The sequence below is a fragment of the Mesorhizobium sp. 2RAF21 genome, from assembly GCF_052115345.1.
Lineage (GTDB): Bacteria > Pseudomonadota > Alphaproteobacteria > Rhizobiales > Rhizobiaceae > Mesorhizobium > Mesorhizobium terrae.
In genome coordinates, this window is the sequence record NZ_JBFRGM010000010.1 from 119,413 (window position 1) to 136,862 (window position 17,450).

Annotated in this window: 15 protein-coding genes; 11 read left to right on the forward strand and 4 right to left on the reverse strand. The window is 65.0% G+C overall.

The features are described from left to right. Nucleotides 1-463: 463 nt before the first annotated feature. The 3 genes from AB4136_RS17765 (at nt 464) to AB4136_RS17775 (ending at nt 3,929) form a co-directional block, all read left to right on the forward strand. The gene (locus tag AB4136_RS17765) at nt 464-958 is read left to right on the forward strand and encodes a MarR family winged helix-turn-helix transcriptional regulator (protein WP_024925257.1); all 495 of its coding nucleotides are present in this window, start codon (nt 464-466) and stop codon (nt 956-958) included. Then, nucleotides 955-2,133, forward strand: coding sequence for an HlyD family secretion protein (locus tag AB4136_RS17770; RefSeq protein WP_024925258.1), 1,179 nt, complete (start codon nt 955-957; stop codon nt 2,131-2,133). Before AB4136_RS17765 ends, AB4136_RS17770 begins: the two co-directional genes overlap by 4 nt. A gap of 260 nt (nt 2,134-2,393) precedes the next feature. Then, nucleotides 2,394-3,929 (forward strand): DHA2 family efflux MFS transporter permease subunit, encoded by a 1,536-nt coding sequence (locus tag AB4136_RS17775; RefSeq protein WP_024925259.1) that lies wholly within the window; start codon nt 2,394-2,396, stop codon nt 3,927-3,929. Nucleotides 3,930-4,075: 146 nt separating this feature from the next. Here AB4136_RS17775 and AB4136_RS17780 read toward each other — a convergent pair whose 3' ends face one another. Next, a complete protein-coding gene (locus AB4136_RS17780; RefSeq protein WP_024927180.1) occupies nt 4,076-4,597 on the reverse strand; it encodes a CAP domain-containing protein in 522 nt (173 codons plus the stop codon). Between the two features lie 183 nt (nt 4,598-4,780). Between AB4136_RS17780 and AB4136_RS17785 the strand changes: the two genes are divergently transcribed. Continuing rightward, on the forward strand, nt 4,781-5,599 hold the full coding sequence (locus AB4136_RS17785) for a DUF2189 domain-containing protein (RefSeq protein ID WP_024927179.1): 819 nt from the start codon (nt 4,781-4,783) through the stop codon (nt 5,597-5,599). 19 nt (nt 5,600-5,618) lie between these two features. On the opposite strand, the gene AB4136_RS17790 is transcribed toward AB4136_RS17785, so the two are convergent. After that, nucleotides 5,619-6,203 carry a LysE family translocator gene (locus AB4136_RS17790; RefSeq protein ID WP_373426411.1) on the reverse strand — a complete coding sequence of 195 codons (585 nt, stop codon included), beginning with the start codon at nt 6,201-6,203 and terminating at the stop codon, nt 5,619-5,621. A 278-nt stretch (nt 6,204-6,481) separates the two neighbouring features. Here AB4136_RS17790 and AB4136_RS17795 point away from each other — a divergent pair, with 278 nt between their 5' ends. Together AB4136_RS17795 and AB4136_RS17800 are read left to right on the forward strand one after the other, a co-directional pair. Next, the gene (locus AB4136_RS17795) at nt 6,482-7,342 is read left to right on the forward strand and encodes a TIGR01459 family HAD-type hydrolase (protein ID WP_024927177.1); all 861 of its coding nucleotides are present in this window, start codon (nt 6,482-6,484) and stop codon (nt 7,340-7,342) included. 9 nt (nt 7,343-7,351) lie between these two features. Beyond that, a complete protein-coding gene (locus tag AB4136_RS17800; RefSeq protein ID WP_024927176.1) occupies nt 7,352-8,335 on the forward strand; it encodes a bifunctional riboflavin kinase/FAD synthetase in 984 nt (327 codons plus the stop codon). Here AB4136_RS17800 and AB4136_RS17805 read toward each other — a convergent pair. Then, nucleotides 8,325-8,903, reverse strand: a complete 579-nt coding sequence (locus AB4136_RS17805) for an HdeD family acid-resistance protein (protein ID WP_036255415.1) — start codon at nt 8,901-8,903, stop codon at nt 8,325-8,327. The two genes, AB4136_RS17800 and AB4136_RS17805, sit on opposite strands and share 11 nt — an antisense overlap. Before the next feature lie 171 nt (nt 8,904-9,074). On the opposite strand from AB4136_RS17805, the gene AB4136_RS17810 reads away from it, so the two are divergent. The 3 genes from AB4136_RS17810 (at nt 9,075) to AB4136_RS17820 (ending at nt 13,928) form a co-directional block, all read left to right on the forward strand. Further along, nucleotides 9,075-9,884, forward strand: a complete 810-nt coding sequence (locus AB4136_RS17810; protein ID WP_137900490.1) for a MipA/OmpV family protein — start codon at nt 9,075-9,077, stop codon at nt 9,882-9,884. Nucleotides 9,885-10,122: 238 nt separating this feature from the next. Further along, nucleotides 10,123-13,059, forward strand: coding sequence for an isoleucine--tRNA ligase (gene ileS, locus AB4136_RS17815; RefSeq protein ID WP_137900491.1), 2,937 nt, complete (start codon nt 10,123-10,125; stop codon nt 13,057-13,059). Between the two features lie 188 nt (nt 13,060-13,247). After that, a complete protein-coding gene (locus AB4136_RS17820) occupies nt 13,248-13,928 on the forward strand; it encodes a hypothetical protein (protein WP_024927172.1) in 681 nt (226 codons plus the stop codon). A 17-nt stretch (nt 13,929-13,945) separates the two neighbouring features. Here the strand turns inward: AB4136_RS17820 and AB4136_RS17825 are convergent, their stop codons facing one another. Continuing rightward, nucleotides 13,946-14,392 (reverse strand): nucleoside deaminase, encoded by a 447-nt coding sequence (locus AB4136_RS17825; RefSeq protein WP_024927171.1) that lies wholly within the window; start codon nt 14,390-14,392, stop codon nt 13,946-13,948. Between the two features lie 273 nt (nt 14,393-14,665). On the opposite strand from AB4136_RS17825, the gene AB4136_RS17830 reads away from it, so the two are divergent. Further along, nucleotides 14,666-16,777, forward strand: a complete 2,112-nt coding sequence (locus AB4136_RS17830) for a pseudouridine synthase (RefSeq protein ID WP_137900492.1) — start codon at nt 14,666-14,668, stop codon at nt 16,775-16,777. Beyond that, nucleotides 16,777-17,331, forward strand: coding sequence for a 16S rRNA (guanine(966)-N(2))-methyltransferase RsmD (rsmD, locus tag AB4136_RS17835; RefSeq protein WP_024927169.1), 555 nt, complete (start codon nt 16,777-16,779; stop codon nt 17,329-17,331). Before AB4136_RS17830 ends, rsmD begins: the two co-directional genes overlap by 1 nt. Nucleotides 17,332-17,450 lie beyond the last annotated feature (119 nt).

Sequence of the window (17,450 nt, forward strand, 5' to 3'; positions counted from 1 at the left end):
TGAGGGCATGCCTATTGGCACTGAGGGCACGGCGAGACGCCTCTCGTCCGTCATTCCCGACCTCGTCAGCGACCGCAGGGAGCGGAGAGTGTCGGGAATCCATGCCGTGACCGATATGCTGTGAAAACGGTGCAGCTACTGAAAGAACACCGCGCTCTTCGACCTCCTATCGTGGAAGGCTCTATAGTTGAGATGTTCTGGCATGGATTCCCGACACTCTCCGGTCGCTTCACTCCCTCACGAGGTCGGGAATGACGGACCTTAGCTGGCTGCGCCCAAGCCCATCCATCTGGAGTTCGTTGTCAGGGTCGAACCTCCAGGTTCGGCCCTTTTCTCATGCTGCGACCGCATGTTCCCTTGTCAGGACGCTCCCGCGCCAGCGCATGGCTGTCATGCAGATTTGCCAGTTCACGTTTTTCGTGATCGGCTTGAATAGTAAGCATGCTTATTATATGTCATGCTTATGTCTTCGAACACGGAACATACGATCGGCTTCCTGGTCCACACGGTGGGCCGGCTTTTGCGCAAGCGTTTGGAACAGATGGCGATCAACACGCATCTTTCCGCCGCTCAATGGCGGTTGCTGTTCTGGGTGGCCAAGGAAGAAGGCACGACGCAGGCCCGCCTCGCTGAATATCTGGAAATCGAGCCGATCAGCGTTTCCCGCATGCTCGACCGCATGGAGCAGGGCGGCTGGGTCGAACGCCGGGCCGATGCCAATGACCGCCGCGTGCGCGCGCTGTTCCTCACCGAACAGGGCCGCGAAGCCTTCCTCTACGTGAAGAGTTTCGTCGGCACGGTCACCGAAGAGGCATTCGCTGGAATATCGAAGGCCGATCAGCAGACAATCATGCAGGGGCTCGAGAAGGTCATCGAGAACCTCAACACCACCATCACGTCCTCCCAAGACGCTGACAATGGCACTGAAGCCAAGACGTTAGAGAGTGCAGACCAATGAACGCCGTGTCCAAGATCGACGAGAGTGAAGTGACCAAGCTCGAGATCGAGCAGCCCGCGCCGCCGGCGCAGCCGGTGATCGCTGCGCCGCCGATCGAGCCGGCGCCCGTGCCGCAGAAGAAGAAGTCGCGCGGCCTGCGCTTCATCCTGATGGTGTCGGTGCCGCTCGTGCTCGTCGCCGCCGGCGGCTACTACTGGGTGACCGGCGGTCGCTACGAAGAGACCGAAAACGCCAATCTGCAGCAGGCGACGCTGTCGATCGCGGCCAATGTTCCCGGCCGCATCGTTCAGGTGAACGTCGCCGACAATATGGGCGTCAGGAAGGGCGACGTGCTGTTCGCCGTCGATCCCGAGCCGTACCGGATCGCGCTGGCCCAGGCTGATGCTGCGGTTGCCAATGCACGCCTCGGCGTCGAGCAGCTGCGCGCCGCTTACAACCAGGCACAGGCGCAGGCCAGGTCCGCCTCCAGCGAGGTCGACTACGCCCAGTCGCAATATGACCGCGCCGCCGATCTGGTGAAGAAGGGCATCAACCCGCAGTCGACGCTCGACCAGACCCGCAACGATCTGGACAAGGCCAAGCAGCAGCTTTCCGTCGCCCAGCAGGGCATCGACAGTGCCAAGGCCGCGCTGGACGGCAATCCCGACATCGCCACCGACAAGCACCCGACCGTGTTGGCGGCACTCGCCGCCCGCGACAAGGCCGCTTTCGACCTGACCCAGGCGACGGTGCGCGCGCCTGACGACGGCGTCGTCTACAAGGCTGCGTCCTTCAAGGTCGGCCAGTATGTGGGCGTCGGCACGCCGCTGTTTGCGCTGGTCGAGACCGGCGACACCTGGGTCGACGCGAACTTCAAGGAAACCCAGCTCACCCGCTTGAAGCCCGGCCAGAAGGCCGACATCGTGCTCGACACCTATCCGGACAAGACCTTCAAGGCCACCGTGCAGGCAATCGGCGCCGGCACCGGCGCGCAGTTCTCGCTGCTTCCGGCCCAGAACGCCACCGGCAACTGGGTCAAGGTCACGCAGCGCATCCCTGTGCGCCTGCAACTGGACGACAGCGACGCCAAGCTGGCTCTGCGTGCCGGCATGAGTGCCTCCGTCACCGTCGACACCGGCGCATCGCGCGGTTTCGGCAGCCTGTTTGGCCACGCCTTCGCCGGTGAGGCCAAGTAAAGCGGCTTAAGCGAGCCGCACCACAGTTTGACGAGGAGGATCGGTTTGCCGGCGGGCCGGCGCGGCGTGTGATTGTGGTGACGCTTATGCGTCCCGATCCCTCGACCGCCGGCACCACCAAGAGTTTCCGGGCGGCAGGCGCGCGAAAGCAGGCGCTGGCCGTTAAACCCCCAAAATGGCTGGCAATCCCCTGACGAGGTTGCCTTGCCGCCCGGAAAGCCCTTCAGGCGCCGACCGCTCCGGACTGGATCGAAATTGCCATGAGTGCAGATCAAGGTTATCGCGAAGTCCCGAACCGTGGGCTGGCCACCGTGGCGATCATGGCGGCGACGGTGATGCAGGTGCTGGACACCACCATTGCCAATGTCGCGCTGCCGTCGATGTCGGGCGACCTCGGCGCGTCGCCTGACACCATCAACTGGGTGCTGACGTCCTACATCGTCGCGGCCGCCATCGTCACGCCGATGACCGGCTGGCTGTCCGACAAGTTCGGCCGCAAGGAGCTGTTCCTGGGCTCGGTCGTCGGCTTCGTCTTCTTTTCGCTTTTGTGCGGGCTCGCCTGGAGCCTGGAAACGATGGTGCTGTTCCGCCTCATGCAGGGCGTGTTCGGCGCATCGATCGTGCCGCTGTCGCAGCTTTTCCTGATGGACATCAATCCCAAGGAACGCCGGGGTCAGGCCATGGCGATCTGGGGCGCCGGCATCATGGTCGGGCCCGTGGTCGGGCCGACGCTGGGCGGCTGGCTGACCGACAGCTACAACTGGCGCTGGGTGTTCCTGATCAACCTGCCGGTCGGCATCGTCGCCTTCCTCGGCATGGCCGCCTTCCTGCCCAGCATCCCCAAGCGCATCCGCGGCTTCGACTTCTTCGGCTTCGCCATGCTGTCGCTGGGCGTCGGCGCGCTGCAATTGATGCTCGACCGCGGTGCCGATGCCGACTGGTTCTCCTCGACCGAGATCTGGATCGAGACCGGCCTCGCCGTCATCGGCATCTGGGTCTTTGTTGTGCACACCATGTCCGCCGACCGCCCGTTCATCGACGCCAAGATCTTCCTCGACCGCAATTTCGCGGCGGCGCTGGTGTTCATCTTCATCATCGGCGTCATTCTCCTGGCCGGCATGGCGCTGATGCCGCCCATGCTCTCGGCGATCTTCGGCTATCCCACGGTGACGACGGGCATGGTGATGGCGCCGCGCGGTGTCGGCACGATGATCTCGATGCTGGCGGTCGGACGCCTGATGCGCATCGTCGATCCGAGGAAGCTGATCTTCGTCGGCATGCTGCTCACAGCCTATTCGTTCAACATGATGGCCGGTTTCACGCCGCAGATGGATGCCTGGCCGATCGTGTCGTCCGGCATCGTGCAGGGTCTGGGACTAGGGCTGGTCTTCGTGCCGATTTCAACGATGGCCTTCTCGACGCTAAACCCCTCGGGTCTGCCGGATGCGACGGCGCTGTTCACGCTGGTGCGCAACATCGGTTCCTCCATCGGCATCTCGGCCTTTGCGGTGATGCTGACGCAGAACACGCAGATCAACCACTCGGAGCTGTCGGCCTTCATCAACCCGTTCAACCCGAACCTATGGATCGCTAACCCGTCGGCGGCGATGGGCGACCGCACCGCGCTGTCGCAGGTGGACGGTCTCGTCAACATCCAGGCCCAGATGGTTTCTTACGTCTCCGACTTCAAACTGATGATGCTGGTGACGCTCAGCGCCATTCCGCTCATCTTCCTGCTCAAATCGCCGAAGAAGTCTGCAGGCGGCGCGGCCGCGCCGGCGGTGCATATGGATTGAGGCAATCGGCAGTCGGCAGTCGGCAGTCGGAACTTACTGGTGAGAAATTGGCTAGGCATGGTCGAAATCAGCCATTATTTTCCGACTGCCGACTGCCGACTGCCGACTGCCGACTGCCGACTGCCGACTGCCGACTGCCGACTGCCCTACTTCCCCAAAACCAACGCCCAATACCGCCAACCAGGCCGTGACGCATCGCCGACATAGGCGAGGCCGAAGCGCGTGAAACGCGGATCGAGCATGTTGCGGCGATGCGGCGGCGAGTTCATCCACATGTCGAACAGGCGCGTCAGGTCCATGCGGCCTTGGGCGATGTTTTCGGCGGCCGCGCCCTTGATGCCGTTGTCGGAGACGCGCGCGGCGAAATCCTTGCCCCAGCCGGTCGTGTGCTCCATTCGCCCCGCGCTGGCCATATAGCGCGCTTGCTGCAGCGCGGCCTGTTCAAGCTGCGCGTCGGGGCTGAGCGCCGTCAGGCCGGCACCCGAGCGGATGCCGGAAACGATGCCGCTTGCCGCCGCCGAGGAGCCGCCACTTTCGCCGGTCGGGCGCATCGTGCCGCAGCCGGCGAGCAAGGCGAGCGCGCCGAAGCCGCCAAACCTCAGCAGGGCGCGCCGGTCCATCGAGAGGAGCGGGGTGGGCGATCGGGCGGTCGAATCTGAAAGTGTCATCGTCTCTTCCATACCCGCGAAAATGGCTTTTGGCAGGCGTCTCAAGAAACTGTGATGCCGCCCGGACGACAGTCGTGGACGAAGCTGTTATGGTGAGACGTTCAGACAGTGGCAGCCACGGGCGGCCATCAAGGGTTTCGACCCTCGGCGGTGACCGCTCTCCAACCCGACAGGAGGATGGTAATGGCCGGTTTTCATGTCATGGCAGGGGCGCACGGACTTGAGTTGCCGACGGTGCGCCGGATTTCCATTTCAGACCTGTTCGACGCCCTGAAGCGCGGTGCCGAGGATTTTTGGGCGAAACCTTCGCACTACGTCTTCCTCGGGCTGATCTATCCGATCGTCGGGCTGATCCTGACGGAGTGGACGTCGGGCTCCAACGCCATCCAGCTGGTCTACCCGCTGATGACCGGTTTTGCACTCGTCGGCCCCTTTGCAGCCATTGGTCTTTACGAGATGTCGCGGCGGCGCGAGCGCGGCATGGACACGTCCTGGAAGCGTGCGCTCGATGTGCGCCATTCGCCGGCGCTGCCGTCCATCGCCGTCATCGGCATCATGCTGATGGCGTTCTTCCTCTTGTGGCTGTTCACGGCGCAATCGATCTATGCATCGTCCTTTGGCGACCAGCCTCCGGCAGCGCTTGGAACCTTCGTTCGGGACCTGTTCACCACCAACCAGGGCTGGCGGCTCATCCTCCTCGGCAATTTGACCGGTTTTGTCTTTGCGCTGATCGTGCTGGCAACGACCGTCATCGCCTTCCCGCTGCTGCTTGATCGTGACGTCGGCGTGGTGTCGGCGATCGAGACTTCGGTGCGCGCCGTCGCCATGAACCCCGTGCCGATGCTGGCCTGGGGTCTGATCGTGGCGGTGTTACTGGTGATCGGCTCGATCCCGCTGTTTGCCGGCCTTGCCATCGTCATGCCGATCCTCGGCCACGCCACCTGGCACCTCTACCGCAAGGTGGTGGTACCGGAAGGCAAGGCCGACCGGCGGCCGATGTAGGCCTGTCGGGTTACCTTGATCAGCGCTGGCTTTCGGTCGCCATCCGCACGGCCAGCGCCGCCAGCACGGTTCCCATCAGCCAACGCTGGATCAGCATCCATAGCGGTCGCCCGGCCAGGAACACCGCTATGGAACCCGCCGTGACCGCGATGACGGCGTTGACGCTCAGGCTGATGGTGATCTGCGTTACGCCCAGCACCAGAAGCTGCGACAGCACGTGGCCCTTTTCGGGCTCGATGAACTGCGGCAGCAGCGACAGATAGAGCACTGCGACCTTCGGATTGAGCAGATTGGTCATCAACCCCATCATAAACAGCTTGCGCGGCCGGTCGCGCGGCAGCTCCTTCACCTGGAAGGGCGAGCGCCCGCCGGGGCGCAGCGCCTGCCAGGCGAGGTAGAGCAGGTAGAGCGCGCCGCCGAACCGCAGCACGTCATAGGCATAGGGCACGGCAAGCAGCAGCGCCGTGATGCCGAAGGCCGCGCACAGCACATAGAACAGGAAGCCGACGGCAACGCCGCCGAGCGAGATCAGCCCGGCTTTCGGTCCTTGCGAGAGCGAGCGCGAGATCAGGTAGATCATGTTCGGGCCTGGCGTCAGCACCATGCCGAGGCAGATCAGGGCGAAGGCGATGTGATTGGCGGTATCGGGCACGGCAGTCCCCCAGATGTGGCGCATCCAAGCGCGCTGGCGCGAAACTGCATCTTTGCCGCGCAACCCGCAAGATCATGACCCGTCGGCTGATTGCGCCAGATCGGGCTTCGCCTTTTGGCCCATCGCCCGTCACGGCAAAAGCTGGTGACAGCCGCCCGGGCTTCGGCTAATCCGGGGCCGTCCCGGCATGGCCGGTAGCACTCGAACGCGGCCTGTTTTTCTGGGATGCCATGACGGATCTGCTTGAAACGATCGATACGCTGACTGCCGTCTCCGGCCGCTATGACACGCTCTTGTGCGACGTCTGGGGCGTGGTCCACAATGGCGAGACGCATTTTCCGGCTGCGGCCGCAGCCCTTGCGCAGGCTCGCAAGGCCGGGCTGGCGGTGGTGCTCATCACCAATTCGCCGCGTCGAAACGCCGACGTGATCGCCCAGTTGCGGGTGATCGGCGTGCCCGACGACGCGTTCGACCGCGTGGTGACGTCCGGCGACGTGACGCGCGATCTGATCGCCGAAGGCCCGCGCAAGGTATTCCACCTCGGGCCGGACCGCGACGTCACCATCTATGACGGGCTCGATGTCGAACTGGTCGAGGAATTCGAGGCGCAGGCCGTGGTCTGCACTGGCCTGTTCGACGACGAGGCCGAAACGCCGGAAGACTATGCCGAGATGCTGGCGCGGCTGCGGGCGCGCAACCTGCCGTTCATCTGCGCCAATCCCGATATCATCGTCGAGCGCGGCGACAGGCTGATCTGGTGCGCCGGCGCGCTTGCCCGCGACTACGCCCAGCTCGGCGGCCGCACGCTGATCGCCGGCAAGCCGCATGCGCCGATCTATGCGGCGGCGATGAAGGCGGCTTGCGAGGCTCTCGGCCGTGACCTGACGCGCAACCAGGCGCTGGCCATCGGCGACGGCATGATGACCGACGTCAAGGGCGGCGCCGACAACGGCTTCGACGTGCTCTATATTTCCGGCGGCATTCATGCCCGCGACTATGGCGACCCGTTGCGGCCCGATCCGGCGCGGTTGGCGGCTTTCCTCGAAAAGCACGGCTACCGGCCCGTTGCCGTCATGCCGCGGCTGAAATAAGGGAGCGGCATGGACAAGCCGTTCGAACGCATTTCCGGCGACACGGTGCTGCCGTCCCGTCTGCGCGGCGGCGTGGTGGCGATCGGCAATTTCGACGGCGTACATCGCGGCCATCAGGCCGTGTTGCAGCGGGCATTGGACGAGGCGCATCGGCGCGGCGTCCCGGCGCTGGTGCTGACCTTCGAACCGCATCCCCGCACCGTTTTCAGGCCGGACGTGCCGCTGTTCGTGCTCACCCCGCCGCCGGTGAAGGCGAGGCTCCTGTCCTATTTCGGCTTCGACGCCGTTATCGAGCAGGAATTCACCCGCGAATTTTCCGAGCGGTCGGCGGAATCCTTCATCACCGATATCCTGGAAAAGAACCTCGGCATTTCCTGCGCGGTCACCGGTTTCGACTTCCATTTCGGCAAGGACCGCCAGGGCGGCCCGGCCTATCTGGCGGAAGCTGGCAGGCGCCACGGTTTTGGCGTCGCCCAGGTCGAGGCTTTTTGCGACGAGGGCACGGACGTCGTCTCCTCCAGCCGCATCAGGGCGCTGCTCACCGAGGGCGAGCCGGCCGAAGCGGCAGGCCTGTTGGGCTATCGTTTCACGGTCGAAAGCGAGATCATCGGCGGCCAGCAGCTCGGCCGCACGCTGGGTTTCCCCACCGCCAATATGAGGCTTTCGCCGCAAACCACGCTGAAGGAAGGCATTTACGCCGTCCGCTTCCGGCGCCAGGACGGCACCTTGCACGATGGCGTTGCCAGTTTCGGGCGGCGCCCGACGGTGGACGACAACGGTGCGCCGCTGCTCGAGACGTTTCTCTTCGACTTCTCCGACAGCCTTTACGGCGAGGTCTGCGAGGTATCGTTCTTCGCCTATCTGCGCGGCGAGGTGAAGTTCGAGGGGCTTGACCCGCTGGTCGCCCAGATGAAGCGCGACGAGGCGGAGGCGAGGGCGGTGCTGGCCGGCGTGCGGCCACTTTCCGCCCTCGACGGGAAGATCACTTTTTAGCGTCCGCGGGCGCGCTGGCCCTCAAGCCCAGACCGAAAGCGATGTAGGTCCAGCCCTGGAAGATCAGGTCGATCGCCAGGAACAGGCCGAGCACCCACAGGCTGTTGACCGGCCAGCGCAGCGCGATGATCAGGCCCGCCAGCACGGTGATGATGCCGGCGGCAATGATCCAGCCTGAACCCTTTTCGGCGCGGTGCTGGAAGCCGACGGTGGTGCGGATCAGGCCCGACGCCACCAGCGCGATAGCCAAAAGCAGGGTGAGTACCGCCGAGGCCAGCAGCGGATTGTAGAAGGCGAAGAAGCCGGCCACCGCATAAAGCAGGCCGTTGAGCAGCCAGTAGAAGAACCGTCCCCAGGTCTTGACGCCGAAGGCATGCACGATCTCGATGGCGCCGGCGATCAGCATCAGCCATCCGACGAAATAGACCGACACGACCGTGGCGATGAACAGATTGCCGAAGGCGATGCCGCCCAGGATCAACATCAAAACGCCAAGGGCAACGAACCATCCCCATTTGGAACGGGCTTGCCCGATTACATTCTTCAATTCGTCCGTTGGCAGGGTCATGGCCATCCTCTCCAAGGTTGTGCCTGTCACAGGGCGGACGATAACGCCGTGCCAATATGGCGTCCAGTGATGGCGCCGAAACGGAATTTGTTTGGAAATCGCGGATTTAAGTCAAATTTTACCAAACGGCCGTCATAGACAACGCAACGGTGAGTTGTGCATGGTGTTGTAATGAGTCCTGCAAGGTTCCTCCCGGCGGCACTGGCTGCTCTTGTCGTTGCTGCCCCGTCCGGCGCCCGCGCCGGGGACGGCTTTTTCGACTGGATTCACGGCGACTGGTATCTGGAGGTCGGCGTCACCGGCCTGGTCGCGCCGAATTTCGAAGGCGGCAAGAAATACCTGCTCGGCGCCGAGCCGATCATTTCGCTGGGCAAGGCTGGCAACGACACCCGCTTTTCCTCGCGCAACGACAATATCTCGCTGGGCCTCTACGACACCGGCAATTTCCGCGCCGGCCTGAACGGCAAGCTGCTGTTGCGCCGCAGCAGCGACACGCAGGGCCTGGAAGGGCTGGACCCGGTGCCATGGGGTGGCGAGCTCGGCGGTTTCGCCGAATTCTATCCCGTGGACTGGGTGCGCGTGCGCGGCGAGGTGCGCCAGGGCGTCCGCGCCCATCACGGTGTCGTCGCCGATTTCGCGGCCGACGCCTTCTATGACGTCACGCCGGAAGTCCGCATCTCCGGCGGTCCACGCATGTCGCTGGCCTCGTCGCGCTATTTCGACGCCTATTACGGCGTCAACGCCGCCGAAGCGGCGACCACCAGCCTTGCCGAATATCATCCGGGCGGCGGCGTCAAATCGGTGGGTGTCGGCGGCGCCGTCACGTGGAAAGTCAGCGACCCGATCACCGCGAGCCTGTTCGGCGAATACAGCCGTCTGACCGGTCCGGCTGCTTCGTCCAGCCTGGTCAAGCAGAACGGTTCGAAGGACCAGTTCACCATCGGCATCTCGACCAGCTACCGCTTCGATTTCAAGATGTAGCCGAATGCGGCGGCGAGGCGCTTTATTCCTGCCGCCTTATCGGCTAAAAGCGCGGCCATGACGGCTTTCTCGCGCCCACGCGGCATCGCGATACGAATTATTGGCCCGGTGTTCCGGACGGCTTAAGGTCGTCGGAGCCGCCGGGACTTTTTGCGTGGGGCACCCTCGCGCTTTTTCCAGAACATGCTAGTTCAACGCCCGAGGCTCGCCGCCGCCGGGCAACGCATATGGCAGATCGATGAACGACAAAGCTGAAACCCTCGACTATTCCAAGACCCTTTATTTGCCGCAGACGGAATTCCCGATGCGCGCCGGCCTGCCGGAAAAGGAACCGGCGCTGGTCAAGCGCTGGCAGGACATGGACCTCTACAAGCGCCTGCGCGAAACCGCCGCCGGGCGTCCAAAATACGTGCTGCATGACGGCCCGCCCTACGCCAACGGCAACATCCATATCGGCCATGCGCTGAACAAGATCCTCAAGGACATCATCGTCCGTTCCTTCCAGATGCGTGGTTTCGACTCGAACTATGTGCCCGGTTGGGATTGCCACGGCCTGCCGATCGAGTGGAAGATCGAGGAAGAGAATTATCGCTCCAAGGGCAAGTCGAAGCCCGACCTTTCGCAGCCGGCCGCCATGGTGGCGTTCCGCCAGGAATGCCGCGCCTATGCCGAAAAGTGGATCAAGGTGCAGGGCGACGAGTTCCAGCGCCTCGGCGTCGTCGGCGATTTCGACAACCCCTACACCACCATGGCCTATCACGCGGAAGCGCGCATCGCCGGCGAACTGCTGAAATTCGCGGCGACCGACCAGCTTTACCGTGGCTCCAAGCCGGTGATGTGGTCGGTGGTCGAGCGCACCGCGCTGGCCGAAGCCGAGATCGAGTATCAGGACTACGAAAGCGACGCGATCTGGGTGAAGTTCCCGGTGAACGACGCGACCAGCGCGTTTGCTGGCAGCCATGTGGTCATCTGGACGACCACGCCCTGGACGATCCCCGGCAACCGCGCCGTCGCTTATTCGCCACGCGTCGCCTACGGGCTGTACGAGATAACCGCAGCTGAGAACGACTTCGGCCCGCAGCCGGGCGAGAAGCTGATCTTTGCCGACGCGCTTGCGGAAGAATCGTCCGCAAAGGCGAAGGTTGTTATGAAGCGCCTCCGCGATATCTCGGCGGAGCAGCTTGCCGGCCTGACGCTTTCGCACCCGCTGCATGGCCTCGGCGGTGGCTATGAATTCCCCGTTCCGCTTGTCGCCGGCGACCATGTCACCGACGATGCCGGCACCGGTTTCGTGCACACCGCGCCCAGCCACGGCCGCGAGGACTTCGAGGCCTGGGTGGATGCCGCGCCGGAACTGCGCAAGCGTGGCATCGACACGGCGATCCCGTTCCCGGTCGACGATGCCGGCTTCTATACCAAGGACGCGCCGGGCTTCGGGCCGGACCGCGAGGGCGGCGCCGCGCGCGTCATCGACGACAACGGCAAGAAGGGCGACGCCAACAAGGCCGTCATCGAGGCGCTGATCGCCGTCAACGCGCTGTTCGCGCGCGGCCGGCTGAAGCACCAGTATCCGCATTCGTGGCGTTCGAAGAAGCCGATCATCTTCCGCAACACGCCGCAGTGGTTCGTCTATATGGACAAGGAACTGGCCGACGGCACCACGCTGCGCGGCCGCGCGCTGAATGCCATCGACGCCACGCGTTTCGTGCCGGCCGCCGGCCAGACGCGCCTGCGCTCGATGATCGAGGAGCGCCCCGACTGGGTGCTGTCGCGCCAGCGCGCCTGGGGCGTGCCGATCGCCGTCTTCGCCGACGAGGACGGCAATGTGCTGAAGGACGATGCGGTCAACGCCCGCATCCTTGAGGCTTTCGAGAAGGAAGGGGCGGACGCTTGGTTCGCCGAGGGCGCGCGCGAGCGCTTCCTGGGTGCTAAGGCCAACGAACCGTGGAAGCAGGTCACCGACATTCTCGATGTCTGGTTCGATTCCGGCTCCACCCACACCTTTACGCTCGAAGACCGTCCCGACCTCAAATGGCCGGCCGACGTCTATCTGGAAGGTTCGGACCAGCACCGCGGCTGGTTCCACTCCTCGCTTTTGGAAAGCTGCGGCACCAGGGGCAGGGCGCCTTACGACACCGTCGTCACCCATGGTTTCACCATGGACGAGGAAGGCCGCAAGATGTCGAAGTCGCTCGGCAACACGGTGGTGCCGCAGGACGTCATCAAGCAGTCGGGCGCCGATATCCTGCGGCTCTGGGTGGCGACGACCGACTATTGGGAAGACCAGCGGCTCGGCAAAACCATCCTGCAGACCAACATCGACGCCTATCGCAAGCTGCGCAACACCATCCGCTGGATGCTGGGCACGCTGGCGCATGACGACGGCGCCGAAGTGGCGCTTGCCGAAATGCCCGAGCTGGAGCGGCTGATGCTGCACCGGCTGGCGGAACTGGACGAGGTGGTGCGTTCCGGCTTCGATGCCTTCGAGTTCAAGCGCATCACGCGAACCTTGCTCGATTTCATGGTCGTCGAATTGTCGGCCTTCTATTTCGACATCCGCAAGGACGCGCTCTATTGCGACGCGCCGTCGAGCGTGAAGCGCAAGGCCTCGGTCAAGGTGGTGCGCCATCTGTTCGACTGCCTGGTGAAATGGCTGGCGCCGCTTCTGCCCTTCACCACGGAAGAGGCGTGGCTGGATCGTAACCCGAAGGCCGAATCGCTGCATCTGGAACAGATGCCGGCGGTGCCCGCCGAATGGCGCGACGATGCGTTGGCCGAAAAATGGCGCAAGATCCGCCAGGTGCGCAGCGTCGTCACCGGCGCGCTGGAACTGGAGCGCGCCAAGAAGACCATCGGCTCTTCCCTCGAGGCGGTGCCGGTCGTCTATCTGAACGACGCCGGACTGGAAGCCGCACTCTCCGGAAACGATCTGGCCGAGATCAGCATCACGTCCGATCTCGTTATCTCGCACGCTGCCGCCCCCGCCGACGCCTTTGCGTTGCGCGAGGTTCCGGGCGTTGCCGTGGTTGTCGGCAAGGCCGAGGACCGTGGTCTGGTCAAGTGCGCGCGCTCCTGGCGCTACACCGCCGATGTCGGCTCGGACGCCGCTTTCCCGGGCGTTTCGGCGCGCGATGCGGCCGCTCTTCACGAGCTGAAGGCACTCGGCCGGCTCTGATTGCCGGCTGGGTACGATGCCGGTGGCTTGTTGGCCGCCGGCGTTGCCCTTAACGGACCGTTGAGGTAAAGACGCGAAATTCCGGTGACAAGAAAGACAAACTATCGCCGGATTCCCGTCGGATGAGCGCATGGGTTCATTGCCGGGCCATCGGGGCTGGCCAGAGGTCGAGAGTGAAATATTTCAGCATGACCGAAAGACGCTGCGCACGCGCGCTGGTTCTCGTGCCGCTCATGGCGTCAGGTCTGGCGCTTGCCGGTTGCGTCGGATCGCCCACCTACGGCACCGACAAGCCCGCCGACCAACAATTGCTTGGCGACCTTTCCAACGCCATTTCGCTGCGTCCGCCGAAGAAGGACGCCATCGACTACAAGCCGCGCGCCGTGCTGGTGAAGCCGAAGGCCGGCACCAAGGAGGCGCTGCCCGCGCCGCAGGATTCGATCACCCAGACCGCTGGCGGCGAATGGCCGGAATCGCCGGAGCAGCGCCGTGCGCGCCTGCGCGCCGAAGCGACCGCCAACGAGAACAACCCCAACTACCAGACCCAGATCGTCGGCGACGACGTGCAGTCCGATCCGGCAGCCGTCCGGAAGGCGATGGCCGAATCGGGCTCCAGCCACCCACCGGCTCCCGATACCGGCCAGGCCGTATCCAAGCGCGCCGAGGTGGCACGCCGCATCGCCGCCAGCGAGAAGGGCACGCCGACCTCCAGAAAATTCCTGACCGATCCGCCGACGGCCTATCGCACCGCCGCCGACACCGCGCCGCAGAACGATGTCGGCGAGGACGAATACAAGAAGGAACGGCGCCTGAAGAAGGAAGCCCTGGCCAAGAGCGGCAAGTCGGGCTGGTTCGACTGGTGGAATTGACCGGCTGCTGACGAGCGTCAGCGGCGATCCTTGAAAAAATCCTTGAGAATGGCGGCGGCCTCGGTCTCCGCGATGCCGGCATAGATGTCCGGCGCATGGTGGCAGGTCGGGGTGGCGAAGAAGCGTGCCCCGTTGACGACCGCGCCGCCCTTTTCGTCGGCCGCCCCGAAATAGAGGCGCCGCAGCCGGGCGAAGGAAATCGCACCCGCGCACATCGCGCACGGTTCCAGCGTCACATAGAGGTCGTGCCCGGTCAGCCGTTCGCTGCCCAGTTTGCCGCAGGCCTCGCGGATCGCCAGCATTTCGGCATGGGCCGTCGGGTCGTTCAATTCGCGCGTGCGGTTGCCGGCCGAAGCGACGATTTCGGCGCCGCGCACGATCACCGCGCCGACCGGCACTTCGCCCCGCGCCGCGGCAGCTTCCGCCTCCTTGAGCGCGGCGGCCATGAAATCCGGTCGTTTCAAGCTGTTTCTGTCCCGAATAAGCCCTCGCCACCCGGTGGCGATCCTGTTATCTAGCGCACGACTTCGAAAACCGGTATCGGTTTTCGAACCGGATCACGCGCACAACAGAAGTGTTACAGCGTCTTGAGGCGTCCTTTCCGACGTCCGGCGCCGTGGCCGCGCCAGAGCATGACCTTGCCCGAAAAGTTGCAGACTTTTCGGGCAAGGTCATGCGACAAAATAGGAAGATAGAGCGGAAGGCCGATGGCATTCCGTTCGGGTGAGCAAGGTAATATGGACGACAGAGACAACAAGCCGCCGCGTTCGCGTGGCCCCAAAACGGGCGGACCGCGCGGCCGCGATGCCGGCGCAGGCAAGGGCGGCAAGCCCGGCTTCGGTAAGAAGCCGTTCGCCAAGCGTTTCGACGGCGACAAGCCGGCCGGCGACCGGCCCCGCGGCGATTTCAAGCCCGGCGGCGGCAAGCCCTGGCAGAAGCGCGAGGATGGCGGCAAGCGGCCTTATGAAAAGAGCGCGCGCGGCGAGGGCAAGCCCTTCGTCAAGCGCGACGGACCGCGCAAGCCCTATACGCCGCGCCAGGATAGTGCTGCCGACGGCGAGCGGCCGAGACGCGACTTCGGCGATCGTCCCCGCACACCCCGCCCGGAAGGCGAATTCCGGCAGGAGCGCAAGCCTTACGAGAAGCGGGAAGGCGGCGGCTCCTTCGGCAAGCGGCCCTACGAAAAGGGTGCACGCACCGAAGGCAAGCCCTTCGTCAAGCGCGACGGGCCGCGCAAGCCCTATACGCCGCGCGAGGATCGCGCAGCCGACGGCGAGCGGCCGAAGCGCGATTTTGGCGGCGACCGTCCGCGCGGCCCGCGGCCCGAAGGCGGCTTCCGCCCGGACCGCAAACCTTATGAGAAGCGGGACGACGCGGGCAGCCAGCGCCCCGGCCGCTACGAGCGCGGCGAACGCAGCGAACGGCGCTTCGACAGCGGTGAACGTCGTTTCGAGCGCCCGAAGCGCGAATTCGATGGCGAACGCAAGCCGTTCCGTCCGCGCGAGGATGGCGAGCGCAAGCCGTTCCAGAAACGCGAAGGCGGCGCACCGAAGCCTTTCGGCGACAAGGGTCCGCGCCGCGAGGGCGGTTTCCGCCCGCAGGCTTCGGAAGAAGCCATGGAGACAGGCGAGCGTATCGCCAAGCGCCTGGCCCGCGCCGGCATCGCCTCGCGCCGTGACGCCGAGGAGCTGATCGCCGCCGGTCGCGTCAAGGTCAATGGCAAGGTGCTTCCATCGCCAGCCTTCAACGTCTTGCCAACCGACGTCATCCATCTCGACGACACCGAAATCCCGGCGATCGAGCGGACACGCCTGTTCCTGTTCCACAAGCCGGCCGGCCTGGTGACCACCAACCGCGACCCCGAGGGCCGCAAGACGGTGTTCGACGTGCTGCCGGCCGAACTGCCGCGCCTGATGACGGTCGGGCGGCTGGACATCAACACCGAAGGCCTGCTCCTGCTCACCAATGATGGCGGGCTGTCGCGCGTGCTGGAACTGCCGGCCACCGGCTGGTTGCGGCGCTATCGCGTCCGCGTCCACGGCAAGGTCGAGGAACAGGCGCTGGCCGACCTCAGGGACGGCATCGCCGTCGACGGCATCTTCTACGGCGCCATCGAGGCATCGCTGGAGCGCACGCAAGGCAGCAATGCCTGGCTGGTCATCGGCCTGCGCGAAGGCAAGAACCGCGAGGTGAAGAACATTCTCGGTGCGCTCGGGCTCGAAGTGACGCGGCTGATCCGCATCTCCTACGGTCCGTTCCAGCTCGGCGAATTGCCGGAAGGCCATGTTCTGGAGATCAAGGGCCGCACGCTGCGCGAGCAGCTCGGCGAAACGCTGATCGAGGAATCGGGCGCCAATTTCGAGGCTGACATCGCCACGCCCTTCTCCAACAAGCCGGTGCGGCGCACCGAGCCGCGCGTGGAAGACAGGCCGCGTCTGCCGCCCCAGCGCGAGGGTGATCATCGCCCGATCGGCGAGGGCGGCCTGATCAAGGCGCGCAAGCGGCGCGAGGGCAGCCGCGACGAGGCGCTCGGCAAGCTTTCGACCCGGCCGGAGCGCGGCGGGTTCAGCAAGCCTGGCGGTTCCGGCAAACCAGGTGGCTTTGGCAAACCAGGCGGCTTTGGCGAACGCGGTCCCCGCAAGGGCGAGCGCGAACAGCGGCCGATCGAGCCGCCGGGTCAGCGCCGGGCCAATGTCTGGATGGCGCCGGGCGCGCGGCCGCAGGGCGCCAAGATCGAGCGGCCGGAACGTTCCGGCACCGGTGGCGATCGCCCGCGCGGCCGTCCTAGCGAAGGCAAGGGCGGCGCGCCGCGCGGCAAGGGACCGGGCAAAGGCCCGAGGCAGCGCTGATGCGGATCGTCGGGGGCGAATTTCGCGGCAGGCCGTTGGCCACGCCGCGCGATCACTCCATCCGCCCGACCACCGACCGCACGCGCGAGGCCGTCTTCAACGTGCTCGCGCATCGTTTTCCCGACAGGCTGGAAGGCGTGCGCGTGCTCGACCTCTTCGCCGGCACCGGCGCGCTCGGCCTGGAAGCGCTGTCGCGCGGCGCCTCCTACGCCGTCTTCATCGAGGAATCGGCCGAGGGACGCGGCCTGATCCGCTCCAATGTCGAAGCCTACGGCCTCACCGGCCGCACCAAGATATTCCGCCGTGACGCCACCCAGCTTGGCGAGGCCGGCACGATCGCGCCATTTACCCTGCTGTTTGCCGATCCGCCCTATGGCAAGGGCCTTGGCGAGCGGGCGCTTCAGTCGGCGCGGGCCGGCGGCTGGCTGGCGCCCGGCGCGCTCTGCGTGGTCGAGGAGACCGCCTCCGTCCCGTTCCAGCCAGGACCGGGTTTTTCGGTCGTCGATGAGCGCAACTATGGCGAAACCGTCATCCGTTTCATCGAGACGGCCTGACTTCGGCCTTGTTTTGCGGCAAGACGGGCTGAAACGCGTATTCGGGCAAACGGCAAGACAGGTGGTGCTGCATTGAGGCGGAACGGGTCGATGAAAGCACTTGGAAACTGGCCGCGCCG

Coding starts and splice junctions, on each gene's coding strand:
- AB4136_RS17770 (WP_024925258.1), top strand. CDS start 955: ATGAACGCCGTGTCCAAGATCGACGAGAGTGAAGTGACCAAGCTCGAG.
- AB4136_RS17805 (WP_036255415.1), bottom strand. CDS start 8,903: ATGACCCTGCCAACGGACGAATTGAAGAATGTAATCGGGCAAGCCCGT.
- rsmD (WP_024927169.1), top strand. CDS start 16,777: ATGCGGATCGTCGGGGGCGAATTTCGCGGCAGGCCGTTGGCCACGCCG.
- AB4136_RS17785 (WP_024927179.1), top strand. CDS start 4,781: ATGGCCGGTTTTCATGTCATGGCAGGGGCGCACGGACTTGAGTTGCCG.
- AB4136_RS17830 (WP_137900492.1), top strand. CDS start 14,666: ATGGACGACAGAGACAACAAGCCGCCGCGTTCGCGTGGCCCCAAAACG.
- AB4136_RS17795 (WP_024927177.1), top strand. CDS start 6,482: ATGACGGATCTGCTTGAAACGATCGATACGCTGACTGCCGTCTCCGGC.
- AB4136_RS17790 (WP_373426411.1), bottom strand. CDS start 6,203: ATGGTGCTGACGCCAGGCCCGAACATGATCTACCTGATCTCGCGCTCG.
- ileS (WP_137900491.1), top strand. CDS start 10,123: ATGAACGACAAAGCTGAAACCCTCGACTATTCCAAGACCCTTTATTTG.
- AB4136_RS17820 (WP_024927172.1), top strand. CDS start 13,248: ATGACCGAAAGACGCTGCGCACGCGCGCTGGTTCTCGTGCCGCTCATG.
- AB4136_RS17765 (WP_024925257.1), top strand. CDS start 464: ATGTCTTCGAACACGGAACATACGATCGGCTTCCTGGTCCACACGGTG.
- AB4136_RS17775 (WP_024925259.1), top strand. CDS start 2,394: ATGAGTGCAGATCAAGGTTATCGCGAAGTCCCGAACCGTGGGCTGGCC.
- AB4136_RS17780 (WP_024927180.1), bottom strand. CDS start 4,597: ATGACACTTTCAGATTCGACCGCCCGATCGCCCACCCCGCTCCTCTCG.
- AB4136_RS17800 (WP_024927176.1), top strand. CDS start 7,352: ATGGACAAGCCGTTCGAACGCATTTCCGGCGACACGGTGCTGCCGTCC.
- AB4136_RS17810 (WP_137900490.1), top strand. CDS start 9,075: ATGAGTCCTGCAAGGTTCCTCCCGGCGGCACTGGCTGCTCTTGTCGTT.